Genomic DNA, 13,601 nt, shown 5'->3' with positions numbered 1-13,601 from the left:
GGGATTCAAGCGCGGCGCGGGTCCGCACTTCCTCGAACGCATCTTTCAAGGCCCATGAGCAAAGCCCTGCCGCCGTCTTCCGCCGTTCCCGTCAGCGTCGAACCGGCCCCGGACAAACCGGGCGACTCTTATGTGCAGTCGTTCGCGCGCGGCCTCGCCGTGATCCGCGCGTTCGACGCCACGCGCCCCGAGCAGACGCTCACCGACGTCGCCGCCGCCACCGGCCTCACGCGCGCCGGCGCACGCCGCATTTTGCTGACGCTGCAGACGCTCGGCTATGTGGAAGCCGAAGGGCGCCTGTTCCGCCTCACGCCGAAGATTCTCGACCTCGGCTTCGCGTATCTGACCTCGATGCCGTTCTGGAACCTCGCCGAGCCGGTGATGGAACAACTGTCAGCGCAGGTTCACGAGAGCGTCTCGGCAGCCGTGCTCGATCGCACCGAGATCGTCTACGTGCTGCGCGTGCCGACGCACAAGATCATGACGATCAACCTGTCGATCGGCAGCCGCTTGCCGGCGTATTGCACGTCGATGGGCCGCGTGCTGCTCGCCGCGCTCGACGACGAAACGCTCGAGGCGACCCTGAGTTCGGCGCCGCTCTACGCGCACACGCCGCGCACGGTCACCGACAAGGAAGAGTTGAAGAAGCTGATCGCGCAGGTGCGCCGCCAGGGCTGGGCGATCGTCGATCAGGAGTTGGAAGGCGGGTTGATTTCGCTGTCCGCGCCGATTCGCAATCGCCAGGGACGCGTGATCGCCGCGATGAATATCAGCGGCAACGCGCAGCGCAATTCGTCCAGGCAGATGGTGAAGGCGTTTCTGGAACCACTGCAGCACGCCGCGCAAACCGTCTCGGAGATGGTGGCACGGCGCGGGTAATCCCGACGACGGGCGCCGCGCAATGACGGCGCCCTGTTCGAGCAATCAATCGATCGGCTTGTCCGCCGTTTCCTTCAGCATCGAGACCGCGATCAACGACACCACGACGCACGCCGCCACATAACCGGCCGGCGCCAGCTTGCTGCCGGTCAGCTTGATCAGCCACGTCGCGACGAGCTGCGCGGTGCCGCCGAACACGCACACGCTCAAGGCATACGCGATCGAAATGCCGGTGGCACGCACGCGCCGCGGAAACGATTCGCACATCAAGGCGAATTCCGACGCCGAACCCATCGAGTAGAACAGCAGCATCAGCGCGGTCAGCGACATGATGACGGGCAACTGCGGAAAGCGGTTGATCAGCATGAAGGCCGGAAACAGCAGCAGCACCAGCACGCCGCGTCCGAACAGGATCGGCCGCTTGCGGCTGCCGATACGATCCGACAGCATGCCGAACAGCGGGCACGTGACCAGCATCACGAAGCCCGAGGCGACGCCCACCAGCATCGATAGCGACATCGGCAGGCCGAGCGTGTGGATCGCGTAGGTCGGCATGTAGAAGGTCAGGATGTAGGTCGAGACCGTGCCGCCCATCACCGTCAGCGTGATCAATATGAGCGGGCGCAAATGGCTAGTGAAGAGTTCGTGCAGCACGCCGCGTTCGATCGCGTGGCTGTGGGCGCTGGCCGCGTCGTCGGCCAAACGGCGGCGCAGGTACATGCCGACCGGTGCAATCAACACGCCGAGCAGGAACGGAATGCGCCAGCCCCAGCTTTCCAGCGACTCTTTCGGCAACGCGCCGGACAGCGCCGCCGCGATACCCGAGCCCATCAGCGCCGCGCCGCCTTGCGTGGCCAGTTGCCAGCTCGCGCGAAAGCCACGCCGCGTGCCGCCGCCCTGTTCGAGCAGCGTGGACGTGGCCGCACCGAACTCACCGCCTTGCGAGAAGCCTTGCACGAGACGCGCCAGCACGATCAGCAAAGGCGCCGCGAGACCGATTTGCGCATAGGTCGGCGCGATCGCGATCAGGCCGGTGCTCACCGCCATCAGCATGATGGTCAGATTGAGCGCGGCTTTGCGGCCCTTGCGGTCCGCGTACACGCCGAGCATGACGCTGCCGAGCGGCCGCGTGATGAAGCCCGCCGCGAACGTCGCCACCGACAACAGCAACGAGGTGGTCGGATCCGCCGACGGGAAATACAGCTTGCCGATAATCACGGCAAAAAAACCGTACACGGTAAAGTCGAAGAACTCGAGCCAGTTGCCGATCACCGCGGCGGCGATCGCGCCGCGGCTGGCGGGCCGGCTCGCCTGAACGGCGTGGCTCGCATTGGTCGTGGTATTCATCGCGTGGTCTTCCTCGTTGTTATGGTTGTGGGGGCTGGCTGACTGCGGCGTGGCTTGCAGGCTCGATCACTGGCCCAGATAGCGTTCCACCAGCCGCGTCCAGAACGCCGCGCCGACCGGCAGATTGCGGTCGTTGAAGTCGTAGTGCGGGTTGTGCACCATGCAGCCGTCTTCGCCCGCGCCGTTGCCGATGCGCAGGAACGTGCCCGGCCGCTTCTGCAGCATGAAGGCGAAGTCTTCGCTGCCCATCAGGATGTCGGTCTGCGCCACCACCTTGTCGTCGCCGACCAGTTCGCGCGCCACCTCCACCGCGAAGTCCGTTTCGGCATCCGAATTGACCACCACCGGATAGCCTTCGATGTACTCCACGACCGCCTTGCCGCCATAGCTCGCGGCCTGCGATTCGGCGAGTTCGGTAATGCGTTTCTTGAGCAACGCGCGCACCTCCGGGCTGAACGAACGCACGCTCAACTCCAGCTTCGCGCTGCTCGAAATCACGTTGTTCGCGGTGCCCGCGTGCATCGAGCCGACCGTCACCACGGCCGGTTGCGACGGATCCACGTTGCGCGCGACGATCGTCTGCAACGCCATCACGATGCTCGCCGCCACCACGACCGGATCGACCGTGAGATGCGGACGCGCCGCGTGGCCGCCGACGCCTTCGATCGTGATGATCGCCTTGTCGCCCGCCGACATGAACGGCCCTTTGCGGAACAGCAGCACGCCCGGCTCTTCGCCCGGATGGTTGTGCACGCCGAATACGGCGTCGCAGGGGAAGCGCTCGAACAGTCCGTCGTTGATCATCTTCAGCGCGCCGCTGTCGATGCCGCTCTCCTCGGCCGGCTGAAAATACAGATGCACCGTGCCCGAAAAGTTGCGCGTCGCCGCAAGACGTTGCGCGGCGCCGAGCAGCATCGTGGTGTGACCGTCGTGGCCGCATGCGTGCATCTTGCCGTGCGTGCCGCTCGCATACGGCAGACCGGTTTGCTCGATGATCGGCAGCGCGTCCATATCGGCGCGAATGCCGATGCTGCGCTTGCCGTCGCCTACTGTCAGCGTGCCCACCACGCCCGTCTGGCCGACGCCGCGCGTGACCTGCCAGCCCCATTGCTCGAGCTTCTCGGCGACCAGCGCGCTCGTCTGGTGTTCCTCGTAAGCCAGTTCCGGATGGTGGTGAATGTGATGGCGAATCTCGCGCAGGCTTTCGGCGGCGGGCGCCAGGTCGGACACTTCGGTAAAACGCGCGGCTTCGCTCATCTCTATGGCTCCATGGATTCAGGCCGCATCAAAACGCGGCAAACAGGCGAGCACTATAGCCACGCCGTTTTGTTCGAATAAGATGCTGTTTTTTTCACCCCGATTAACAACCGTTATATACGGGATTACCCCAATGAAACCGCAGCAGTTGCAGGCGTTCGTCGCCGCCGCCCATCACCGCAGTCTGCGCGCCGCCGCGCGCGAACTCGGCGTGACGCAACCGGCCGTCACGCATACGATCCGCGAGTTGGAAAGCGCGCTGAATGCCGAGTTGATGGTGCGCAGCGTGCGCGGCATCGAATTGACGGCATGCGGGCTTGCGTTGCTGCCGCGCGCCGAGCAGTTGCTTGGCGATATGCGGCGCACGGTCGAAGCCGTCGAACAGGTGAAGGGAGAGCTGGCCGGCAAGGTCAGCGTGGGCACCATGCCGTCGATCGCGCTCACGGCGCTGCCGCATGCGGTCTCGAAGTTTCGCCGCGCGATGCCGCTGGTCAATCTGCATCTGGAAGAAGTGACAATCCCGGACGCCGTCGCGCGTTTGCGCAACGGCGCGCTGGATATCGCGGCGATCCATCACGTGCAGGCGCTCGACAGCGATCTGGTGCAAGCGCCGCTCTACTCGACGCAGTTCGTCGTTGCCATGCGTGCCGGGCATCCGCTTGCCAACGTGACGCGCCTGCATGAGTTGCTCGACGCTGAGTGGATCGTGACCGTGGGCGCCGATCACTTCCCGCACAGCGTGATGATGGCGATGTTCGCCGCGCACGGCTTGCCGGTGCCGAAGCGTCTGCTGAGCGCGCCGTCGTCGTTCGCGGTCACGCTCGGACTGGTGTCGCAAACCGATGTGATCGGCTGCTTCACGCGGCCGCTCGCGCAGATGGTCGCGCCGCTCGGCATCCGCGTCGCACAGATCGAAGAGGCGCTGCCGAACTACGATCTCAGCATCATTTCGCGGCGCGGCCTGCTGCCGACGCCGGCCGTGCTGCAGTTCGTGTCCTGCTTGCAGGACGCCACGCGGGAACGCATGGCGGCAGCCGGATAGTACGGCTTACTGAACGTCGGCTTCCGCCTTCAGGAACGCAATCAACGCATACCCGGCTTCGTCCAGCTCGCCTGAATTGTCGATCGTGGTGCAGCGCACGCCATCCGGCAACGAGAATGGCGCGCGGCGCGCGAGCCGTGCCGCCACCTGTTCCGCCGACTCGCGCGCCCGCGCGCCGAGCCGGGCTTCGAGAATATGCGGCGCGGCGTCCACGTGCACCACTTCCGTGTTCGGATAACGCGCCAGCACGTGCTGCAAATGCTGACGCGAGCCGTTCACGACCACCGTGCAGCCGCGTGCAAGCCACGCGTCGATTTCGATACCGATCCCGTAGCGCAACGAGTGGCTCGACCATTCGAGCGCGAACAGGCCGAGCACGGAACGCGCCGCGAACTCTTCGACGCTCAACGCCACATGTGCCTCGCCATTGCCGCTCGGCCGCGTGATGTAGCGATGCGCGAACAGAATCGGCTCGCCCATCAAGTGCTTGCGCGCGAACTCCAGCAACGAATCCTTGCCCGCGCCGGACGGCCCCATTACATAGATCAAACGACCTGTCATTGTTATTTCACCTCGTCGGTCCGGAACGGCACACGCTGCCACAACACGAACGGCTCGCCGGGCGCCGGTTCGACGAAGAGCGCGGCGTGATCGACAAGCAGCGGCCCGAGCGCGGGCGTTCGCGCTAGCCACCATGCGACCAGCGTGGCGCGCTCCTGCGCGTCGGCGAGCGAACTGGAAAGCGTCATGTGAAAACGGAATTCGTCGAACACGTACGGATAACCCCATTCGATCAGCAACGCGCGTTGCCGTTCGCTGAGCGGGGCCGCCAAACGGCGCGCCAGATCGGCGGCGGACTGCCGCGCGCGCAAGGCGTCGAGCGTTTGCAACGCGCTCGTGGCCAAGTCGCGGATGCTGGCTTCGCCTTGCGCATCGGCAGGCCGCAATGCAACGAAATCGCCGAGCGTCGCGGCTTCCACCTGCAACGCGAATGCGCTTTGCGTCCGCGCCCATTCACGCGTGGCTTGCAATACATGTGCCTGCGTCACGCCGTCGGCGAGTCGAAACGGCGCGACCAGTGTGCCGTGCCAACCGTAGCGGCGCGGTGCTTCGGTGAGTTCTGCAAGTGGACGCGTCAACTCGGGAGGTTGCGGAGATTCGCAGCGCTCGCCGCTTTCCGCGTCGCGCGCGAGCCACGCCGACCCGGCCCGCCACCACGCCGATTCAGGCGACGGCGCGTAATACACAGCGAAACGAGCTTCGGCACCCCATATGGCGCCGCTCATAGGTCGTGCTCCACCAGCAGTTGCACACGGTCCGCGGCAAAGTGCGTGAAGCCGTATTTGACCGGCGTACCTTGCAGATCCACATCGACGTTTTCGACCCACAGCACCGGCTGCTGACGGTTGATATTCAAACGCCGCGCCACTTCCGGCTCGGGCAGCACGCTGCCAATCCGGCTCCACTTGCGCAGATAGTCGTTCACACCGAATTCCGCCATGGCCTTGGTGATGCCGCCGGTGCGCTCCAGTACTTCCGGCAGGTCCGCGAAACGCGCCGCGGGATACCAGTTGCGCGCGAACGTGAGCGGCACGCCGTCGGACTCATGCAGCGACTCGATCCGATAGACCGACGCCCCGGCCCGCAGGCTCAACGCCTTCGCGACGCTCGGCTCGGCCTTCACGCGCGCGGCCGACAACATCGTGCCCGCCGCCGCGTGATGCTGCTGGCGCAAGTTTTCTGTAAACCGCGTGCGGCGGCCAATCGTATAGTCGATGGCGCCGGGCTGCACGAAGGTGCCACGCCCCTGCTCGACGCTGACGAGGCCCAGCGCCGCAAGACCCAGCATGGCCCGGCGCACGGTATGGCGGTTCACGTCGAAGCGTTTGGCCAGTTCGCCCTCGCTCGGCAGGCGCCCTTCTTCGCCGAAACCGCTGGCGGCGATTTCCGCCGCCAGGATCTGCTCGATCTGCCGCCACACGGCAACGCCCGCGCCGCGTTCGAGCATCGTGCCCGGCGTCGCGTTGTCGTTCGATGTCATGGTGCTGTCATTCCCTTGGGTTCAAATATTCGCTATGACGTGCATTGTAGTGCGCAAGCCGTGATGGAAATGTGAAATGGTTGCATGCGCTACACGGCTCGACAAGCATACGCCTAAACGTCTAGACGTTTAGATGAATAGATGGTCAAATGTCTACTCGCTGGATCAACAGGAAATTCGATGAGTGCCACTTCCACCTCGCCTTCCTCCGCTCCGCCATCGGCTGTCCGGCGCGCATGGATGGCCGTCCTCGCCCGCACGCCGCGCGCCGATCTCGAAGCCGCGTTGGCGCGCGCGCTGCATGACATCCCCACGCCGACGTATGACTGGCTGCGGCCGCCCGAGATCGGCCTCGCGATGGTGCGCGGGCGCGTCGGCGGCAGCGGCGATCCGTTCAATCTCGGCGAAGCCACGGTAACGCGCGCCACCTTGCGTCTGCGTGCATCGAGCGACGCTTCCGCGGCCGTCGGCGTGGCATGTCATCTGGGCCGCGACCGCCGCCGCGCCGAATTGGCTGCGCTCGCAGACGCGCTCCTGCAAATGCCGGAGCATCACGCCGTCTTGCATAAGCAACTGATCGAGCCGTTTGCCGCGCAGCAAGCCGCGAAACGCGCCGGGCGGCAACAGGACGCCGCGGCCACGCGCGTCGAATTCTTCACGATGGTCCGGGGCGACTGATGGAAAACTCACAGATTGCATTGTCTACTTTGACACCGGGTTTCGCCGACCCGGTGCACGACACCCAAGCGGTGTTCCGCACCTTGCTCGACGCGCTGTCGCGGCCAGGCACGGTCGGCGTGGTCGAGAACGTGCTGCCCGAAGTGCGGGCCACGCGCGCCGAGCTCGCCGCCTTCGCCGCGCTGCTCGCGCTCTGCGACTACGCGACGCCCGTGTGGCTTGCGCAGCCCGACACGGCGTTGGGCTCGGCGTTGCGCTTTCATACCGGCGCGCCGCTCGTCGACGAACCAGGACAAGCCGCGTTCGCCTATATCCACGACGCCGGCGCGTTGCCGCCGCTGGAAAGCTTCGCGCTTGGCGCGGCGGAATCGCCCGAGCAATCGGTCACGCTGCTGATTCGCGTCGAAGCACTGACGGGTGGCGCGCCGGTCGTCCTGAGCGGCCCGGGCATCCAGCACACCGCGACGATTGCGCCCGTCGGCCTTCCCGGGCATTTCTGGCGCGAACGTGCCGCGCTCGCGCCGCTCTTTCCTTGCGGTGTCGATTGTTATCTCGTCTGCGGCGCGCGCCTGATCGGCCTGCCGCGCACAACTCAAGCGAAGGTGAACTGATGTACGTTGCCGTCAAGGGTGGAGAACGCGCGATCGAAGCGTCGTGGCGTCTGCTCGACAAGGCACGCCGCGGCGACACGCGGCTGGCCGAACTCAGCGTCGCGCAGATTCGCGAACAATTGCGCCTCGCGGTGGCGCGCGTGATGACCGAAGGCTCGGTCTACGATGAAGAACTCGCCGCGCTCGCCATCAAACAGGCCGCCGGCGATCTGGTCGAGGCGATCTTCCTGCTGCGTGCGTATCGCACCACGCTGCCGCGCTTCGGCTACACGCAGCCGATCGATACCGAAGCGATGCAGGTGGAGCGCCGCATTTCGGCGACCTTCAAGGACGTGCCCGGCGGGCAGTTGCTGGGCGCGACTTACGATTACACGCAACGTCTGCTGGATTTCGCGTTGCTCGCCGAGGGCGATGCGGCGGCTAGCGTAACTTCGTCGTCTTCGAGTCAAACCACCGCGCCTGAATCAGAAGCGATGCCGCGCGTCGTCAGCCTGCTCGACAAAGAAGGGCTGATCGAACAGGAACGTCCCACGCCGAATGCGCCGGAACCCGGCGACTTGTCGCGTGAGCCGCTCGCCTTTCCCGCGAGCCGCGCCACGCGCCTGCAAAATCTCGCGCGCGGCGACGAAGGCTTTCTGCTTGCGATGGGTTACGCGACGCAGCGTGGCTACGCGCACTCGCATCCGTTCGCGGGCGAGATCCGCTTCGGCACCATCGCCGTGGAAATGGAACTCGACGAGCTGGGCGAAACGGTGGAAATCGGCGACATCGACATTACCGAATGCCAGATGATCAACCAGTTCGCCGGCAGCGGCGATGTCCCGCCGACGTTCACACAAGGCTACGGCCTCGCGTTCGGCCACTCGGAACGCAAGGCAATGGCGATGGCGCTCGTCGACCGCGCGCTGCGCGCCGAAGAACTCGGCGAAACGCTTGCCTCGCCGACGCAGGATATCGAATTCATGCTCTCGCATAGCGACAACGTCGAAGCGTCCGGTTTCGTGCAGCATCTGAAGCTGCCGCACTACGTCGACTTCCAATCGGAACTGGAACTCGTGCGCCGTTTGCGCGCGCAGCACGCCTTGCAGGGTGAGGATCAACCCAACGCTCAGCAGGAGCAGGCAGCATGAACGCGCCCGACACATCACTCGCCACCGCGCCCATCGCGTCATACGACAGCGCCGCCGACGGCTACAACTTCGCGTACCTCGACGAACAGACCAAACGCATGCTGCGCCGCGCCTTGCTCAAGGCCGTTGCGGTGCCCGGTTATCAAGTGCCGTTCGCCTCGCGTGAAATGCCGCTGCCGTTCGGCTGGGGCACCGGCGGCATTCAGGTCACCGCGGCGATCATCGGCAGGCAGGACACACTGAAGGTGATCGATCAGGGCTCCGACGAAACCACCAACGCGGTCAACATCCGCCGCTTCTTCGCGCGCACCACCGGCGTGGCGACCACGCGCCGCACGGTCGACGCGACGATCATTCAGACCCGTCACCGCATTCCCGAAGCGCCGCTCACCGACAAGCAGATTCTGGTCTATCAGGTGCCGATGCCCGAGCCGCTCTTTCGACTCGAACCACGTGTCGCCGAATGCAAGAAGCTGCATGCGCTCGCCGATTACGGCCTGATCAGCGTGAAGCTCTACGAAGATATCGTGCATCACGGCAGCATCGCGACGACGTATGACTACCCGGTGATCGTCAACCACCGCTACCTGGCTTCGCCCTCGCCGATTCCGAAGTTCGACAACCCGAAGATGCATATGAACCCCGCGCTGCAATTGTTCGGTGCCGGCCGCGAACGGCGCATTCACGCGATTCCACCGTACACGCCGGTGCGCAGCCTCGACTTCGACGATCATCCGTTCGAAGTGCAGAAGTGGCAGCACGCGTGCGCGCTGTGCGGATCGACGGAGAGCTTTCTCGACGAAATGATCGTGGACGACGCCGGCAAACGCATGTTCGTCTGCTCCGATAGCGACTACTGCCACGAACGCCGCGGCGACGCGGATCTCGATCTGCCGGCGCGCGAAGCACGCAAAGGAGAGCCCGCATGACGCCGCTTCTGAGCGCACGTTCGCTCACCAAACAATACGGCGGCCGCAACGGCTGCAGGAACGTCAGCTTCGATCTGTATCCGGGCGAGGTGTTGTGCATCGTCGGTGAATCCGGTTCGGGCAAGACCACGCTTCTCAACACGCTCGCGCTGAAAAACGCGGCCGACAGCGGCTCGCTTCGCTACACGGCGACGCACGGCGACCAGCTCGATCTGCTCGCGTTGTCCGAACCGCGCCGCCGTTTGTTGATGCGCACCGAGTGGGGCTTCGTCCAGCAGAATCCGCGCGACGGACTGCGCAGCGGCGTCTCGGCCGGCGCGAATATCGGCGAGCCGTTGATGGCCGTCGGCGCGCGTCACTATGGCGATATCCGTTACGCGGCCACGCAGTGGATGGAGCGCGTGGAACTCGACGCCTCGCGCATCGACGAATTCCCGGCGGCGTTTTCAGGCGGCATGCAGCAGCGCTTGCAGATCGCACGCAATCTCGTCACCAGTCCGCGGCTCGTCTTCATGGACGAACCCACCGCCGGTCTCGACGTGTCGGTGCAGGCGCGTCTGCTCGATCTGCTGCGCACGCTGACGTCCACGCTGCATCTGTCGGTGCTGATCGTCACGCACGATATCGGCGTCGCGCGTTTGCTCGCGCATCGCTTGATGGTCATGCAGGGCGGCGAAGTCGTCGAGGCGGGTTTGACCGATCAGGTGCTCGACGATCCGCAGCACCCGTACACGCAAACGCTGGTTTCCTCGGTTCTGCCGGTTTGAGGCTCACAATGCGATCCATTGAAACAAGCAGTGAAGCGCGCGCCGGCGAGCGCGCGTTCGTCGACAACGCGGCGCTGATGTTGCGCGCGGTCGGCATCGGCAAGACGTTTACGTTGCATGGCCAAGGTGGCGTGCAGATCGAAGCGCTGGCAGGCGTCTCGCTCGATGTGGAGCGCGGCGAGTGCGTGGTGCTGATCGGGCCGTCGGGCGCGGGCAAGAGCACGCTGCTGCGCTGCCTGTACGGCAATTACCTGGCGAGCAGCGGCTCGATTGCGATTCGCGATGCGGCGAATGACGGCCAGCCCGTGTCGATTACCGGCGCCGAACCGCACGACGTGTTGCGCCTGCGCCGTGGCGTGGTCGGTTATGTGAGCCAGTTCTTGCGCGTGATTCCGCGCGTGCCGACGCTCACGCTCGTCGCCGAACCGCTGCTCTCGCGCGGCGTCCCTGAAGACGAAGCGCGCTCGCGCGCCGCCGCACTGCTGGCCAGATTGAATGTGCCGGAACGGCTGTGGTCGCTCGCGCCCGCCACGTTCTCCGGCGGCGAACAGCAGCGCGTGAATATCGCGCGCGGTTTGATCGCGGAGCACCCGCTGCTGCTGCTCGATGAACCGACGGCCTCGCTCGACGCGGAAAACCGCGACGTGGTCGCCGATCTGATCGTCGAGGCGCGTGAGCGCGGTGCGGCGATCGTCGGCATCTTTCACGACGAAGATACGCGCAACAAGGTGGCCACGCGCCGCCTGGAACTGCAGCCGCCGCTGCGTCACTAACCAATACGAAACAGCACTACACTGACGCATGCGGCGTCAATGCGGAAACACCCACACAGCCACACTCAAGTCTGACTGACTACGGAGCAAGTCGATGTTGATCAGGAACGCTCGCATCGTGACGCGAGACGAAGTATTCACCGGCGTGCTACGCGTCGAAGACGGCGTGATTCGCGACGTCGAGCGCGGCACGACCTCGGCGCGTGAAGCCGAAGATTGGGAGGGCGACTATCTGTTGCCCGGCCTGATCGAACTGCACACGGACAATCTCGAGAAGCATCTCGCGCCGCGTCCGGGCGTGCAATGGAATACCGACGCCGCCTTCGTGATCCACGACGCGCAAGTGGCCGCGGCCGGCATCACCACCGTGTTCGATGCGCTCGCTATCGGCTCGCGCACGAACGTGGGCCTGCGGGGCCGCGATCTGCAGACGCAATGCGCCGCATCGCTCACACGGTTTTCCGAGCGCAAGCTGCTGCGCGCCGAACACTTCCTGCATCTGCGCTGCGAAATCGCCACCGCAGACGTCGTGGAAGTGTTCGACTCGCTGTGCGCGCATCCGTTGCTGCGGCTCGCCTCGGTGATGGATCACACGCCGGGTCAGCGTCAGTGGCACGACCGTGAGCAATGGCGCCGCTTCCAGGAGCGCAACGGCAAGCTGAGCGACGAACATGTCGCGACCGCGCTGGCCGAACTGTCGGTCGAACAGGCGCGTTACGCCGATGCGCACCGCCGCGAGATCGTCGCGCGCTGCAACCGGCTCGGCATTCCGGTGGCGAGCCACGACGACACGCTGATCGAACACGTCGAGCAGGCCAAGCAGGAAGGCATCGTGCTCGCCGAATTCCCGACCACCCGCATCGCCGCCGAGGCCGCGCGCGAGCATGGCATTTCGACCATCATGGGCGCGCCGAACATCGTGCGCGGCGGCTCGCATTCGGGCAACGTGTCGGCGCTCGAACTGGCGCGAGCCGGCTTGCTCGATATCCTGTCGTCGGATTACGTGCCTTCGAGCCTGATGACCGCCGTGTTCGAACTGGTCGACAAAGCCGGCTGGACCTTGCCGCGCGCGATGGCGACGGTCTCCGCCGAACCGGCTCGCACCGCCGGTTTGCACGACCGCGGTTCGATCGAAGCGGGTTTGCGCGCGGACTTCGTGCGCGTGACGATGCTCGATAAGTTGCCGGTGCCGCGCGCGACGTATCGCGGCGGGGCACGGATCGTTTGAAGGCTTTTTTATAGGGCTTTTATTGCTCGCCGGGCGCACGTTGCGCGCACGGCGAGCAGGTTCAACGCGTGGTCGGCAACTGCCCCCACGCCACCAGCACTTTCTGAATCCCACGCGCATAGGCATCGCGCTGCTTTGGCGTTTCCGAGTGGTACGCGCCGATCGCGCGCCACGTATTGCCGTGCTTGACCATCTTCTGTTTCAGCAGCCAGGCGGCCACGTACACGTTCACGCACGGATCGATCAGCGCGCGATGCGGCACGCCTTCGCGCGCGAGGTCGTCGAAGTGAATCGAGTTGATCTGCAACTGACCCACGTCGACCGAGCCATTTGCGTTCTGGCGTATCGCGCTCGCGTCACCCTTCGATTCGTACCACGCAAGCGCTCGCAGCACCCACGGGTTGACGCCCTGATACGCCGCGGCTTCGTTGAAGCAGTCGTCGGCTGCTTGCGCGACGCCGCACACCGACAGGCAGGCGAGCGCAATAAGGAAGATCTTCAAGGACATGACGCATCCTTCCGCTAGTTAGTGATAAAGAGTGGCGAGCGTCGGTTTATTTGGCCAACGCCTGATCGATCTGTCGTTGCACGGAGTCGAGATAGGCATGCGAGGCGTCGGACACGACGATGCGCACGACCGGGCCCGGCGGACTTCTGCGCTCCTGCGCCTGCACCGCCACATGCGGCTTCTTTCTATGCGTAGCGGGCTTGAGCGGCAAGTCGTCGTCGCCCGCGGCTGGCGGCGGGAGCATCGCGAGCGATGGCAACGGCGGATAGACCTTGTCCGCCGCGGCAGGAAATGTGGCGGGAAACGCGCCGGCGGATTGCAGGTCCGCGCCCGGCTGACCGGCGAAGGCCGGGGCGCTCAGGAGCCCGGCCAACGCCAGCAGAATGATACGAACCGTCACGGTGCCCTCCT

Annotated in this window: 16 protein-coding genes; 9 read left to right on the top strand and 7 right to left on the bottom strand. The window is 65.2% G+C overall.

Annotated elements, in window-relative coordinates; genetic code table 11:
- Positions 1 to 54: 54 nt before the first annotated feature.
- Entirely contained in the window at positions 55 to 879 is an 825-nt protein-coding gene (locus PQR42_RS02745; protein WP_408211026.1) for an IclR family transcriptional regulator, read from the top strand.
- A gap of 45 nt (positions 880 to 924) precedes the next feature.
- On the opposite strand, the gene PQR42_RS02740 is transcribed toward PQR42_RS02745, so the two are convergent.
- On the bottom strand, positions 925 to 2,226 hold the full coding sequence (locus tag PQR42_RS02740; RefSeq protein WP_408211029.1) for an MFS transporter: 1,302 nt from the start codon (positions 2,224 to 2,226) through the stop codon (positions 925 to 927).
- A 66-nt stretch (positions 2,227 to 2,292) separates the two neighbouring features.
- Positions 2,293 to 3,483, bottom strand: coding sequence for a M20 aminoacylase family protein (locus PQR42_RS02735; RefSeq protein WP_408211032.1), 1,191 nt, complete (start codon positions 3,481 to 3,483; stop codon positions 2,293 to 2,295).
- Between the two features lie 133 nt (positions 3,484 to 3,616).
- Here PQR42_RS02735 and PQR42_RS02730 point away from each other — a divergent pair, with 133 nt between their 5' ends.
- Positions 3,617 to 4,525 (top strand): LysR family transcriptional regulator, encoded by a 909-nt coding sequence (locus PQR42_RS02730; protein WP_408211034.1) that lies wholly within the window; start codon positions 3,617 to 3,619, stop codon positions 4,523 to 4,525.
- A 6-nt stretch (positions 4,526 to 4,531) separates the two neighbouring features.
- On the opposite strand, the gene phnN is transcribed toward PQR42_RS02730, so the two are convergent.
- The 3 genes from phnN to phnF are packed head-to-tail and all read right to left on the bottom strand — an operon-like array spanning position 4,532 to position 6,566.
- Positions 4,532 to 5,086, bottom strand: a complete 555-nt coding sequence (gene phnN / locus PQR42_RS02725) for a phosphonate metabolism protein/1,5-bisphosphokinase (PRPP-forming) PhnN (protein ID WP_408211037.1) — start codon at positions 5,084 to 5,086, stop codon at positions 4,532 to 4,534.
- 2 nt (positions 5,087 to 5,088) lie between these two features.
- On the bottom strand, positions 5,089 to 5,811 hold the full coding sequence (locus PQR42_RS02720; RefSeq protein ID WP_408211039.1) for a DUF1045 domain-containing protein: 723 nt from the start codon (positions 5,809 to 5,811) through the stop codon (positions 5,089 to 5,091).
- Positions 5,808 to 6,566, bottom strand: a complete 759-nt coding sequence (phnF, locus tag PQR42_RS02715; protein WP_106304879.1) for a phosphonate metabolism transcriptional regulator PhnF — start codon at positions 6,564 to 6,566, stop codon at positions 5,808 to 5,810. Before phnF ends, PQR42_RS02720 begins: the two co-directional genes overlap by 4 nt.
- A 180-nt stretch (positions 6,567 to 6,746) precedes the next feature.
- Between phnF and phnG the strand changes: the two genes are divergently transcribed.
- The 7 genes from phnG (at position 6,747) to PQR42_RS02680 (ending at position 12,682) form a co-directional block, all read left to right on the top strand.
- Positions 6,747 to 7,244 (top strand): phosphonate C-P lyase system protein PhnG, encoded by a 498-nt coding sequence (gene phnG, locus PQR42_RS02710; protein WP_408387561.1) that lies wholly within the window; start codon positions 6,747 to 6,749, stop codon positions 7,242 to 7,244.
- Complete coding sequence (gene phnH, locus PQR42_RS02705) at positions 7,244 to 7,855, top strand: phosphonate C-P lyase system protein PhnH (protein WP_408387560.1); 612 nt, start codon at positions 7,244 to 7,246, stop codon at positions 7,853 to 7,855. Before phnG ends, phnH begins: the two co-directional genes overlap by 1 nt.
- Positions 7,855 to 8,985 carry a carbon-phosphorus lyase complex subunit gene (locus PQR42_RS02700; RefSeq protein ID WP_408387559.1) on the top strand — a complete coding sequence of 377 codons (1,131 nt, stop codon included), beginning with the start codon at positions 7,855 to 7,857 and terminating at the stop codon, positions 8,983 to 8,985. The genes phnH and PQR42_RS02700 overlap by 1 nt, the downstream gene beginning before the upstream one ends.
- Positions 8,982 to 9,914 carry an alpha-D-ribose 1-methylphosphonate 5-phosphate C-P-lyase PhnJ gene (locus PQR42_RS02695; protein WP_408387558.1) on the top strand — a complete coding sequence of 311 codons (933 nt, stop codon included), beginning with the start codon at positions 8,982 to 8,984 and terminating at the stop codon, positions 9,912 to 9,914. The genes PQR42_RS02700 and PQR42_RS02695 overlap by 4 nt, the downstream gene beginning before the upstream one ends.
- Positions 9,911 to 10,681, top strand: a complete 771-nt coding sequence (phnK, locus tag PQR42_RS02690; protein ID WP_408387557.1) for a phosphonate C-P lyase system protein PhnK — start codon at positions 9,911 to 9,913, stop codon at positions 10,679 to 10,681. Before PQR42_RS02695 ends, phnK begins: the two co-directional genes overlap by 4 nt.
- Before the next feature lie 8 nt (positions 10,682 to 10,689).
- Positions 10,690 to 11,454, top strand: coding sequence for a phosphonate C-P lyase system protein PhnL (phnL, locus tag PQR42_RS02685; RefSeq protein ID WP_408387556.1), 765 nt, complete (start codon positions 10,690 to 10,692; stop codon positions 11,452 to 11,454).
- Positions 11,455 to 11,548: 94 nt separating this feature from the next.
- The gene (locus tag PQR42_RS02680) at positions 11,549 to 12,682 is read left to right on the top strand and encodes an alpha-D-ribose 1-methylphosphonate 5-triphosphate diphosphatase (RefSeq protein WP_408387555.1); all 1,134 of its coding nucleotides are present in this window, start codon (positions 11,549 to 11,551) and stop codon (positions 12,680 to 12,682) included.
- Between the two features lie 61 nt (positions 12,683 to 12,743).
- Here PQR42_RS02680 and PQR42_RS02675 read toward each other — a convergent pair whose 3' ends face one another.
- Together PQR42_RS02675 and PQR42_RS02670 are read right to left on the bottom strand one after the other, a co-directional pair.
- Entirely contained in the window at positions 12,744 to 13,190 is a 447-nt protein-coding gene (locus PQR42_RS02675; RefSeq protein WP_408211060.1) for a lytic transglycosylase domain-containing protein, read from the bottom strand.
- Positions 13,191 to 13,236: 46 nt separating this feature from the next.
- Positions 13,237 to 13,590: a hypothetical protein gene (locus tag PQR42_RS02670; RefSeq protein WP_408211062.1), complete on the bottom strand. Its 354-nt coding sequence runs from the start codon at positions 13,588 to 13,590 to the stop codon at positions 13,237 to 13,239.
- Positions 13,591 to 13,601 lie beyond the last annotated feature (11 nt).

This window comes from Paraburkholderia sediminicola (assembly GCF_046027355.1).
In the GTDB taxonomy this organism is placed as follows: Bacteria; Pseudomonadota; Gammaproteobacteria; order Burkholderiales; family Burkholderiaceae; genus Paraburkholderia; species Paraburkholderia sediminicola_B.
This window is presented reverse-complemented; position numbering and strand designations above follow the sequence as displayed.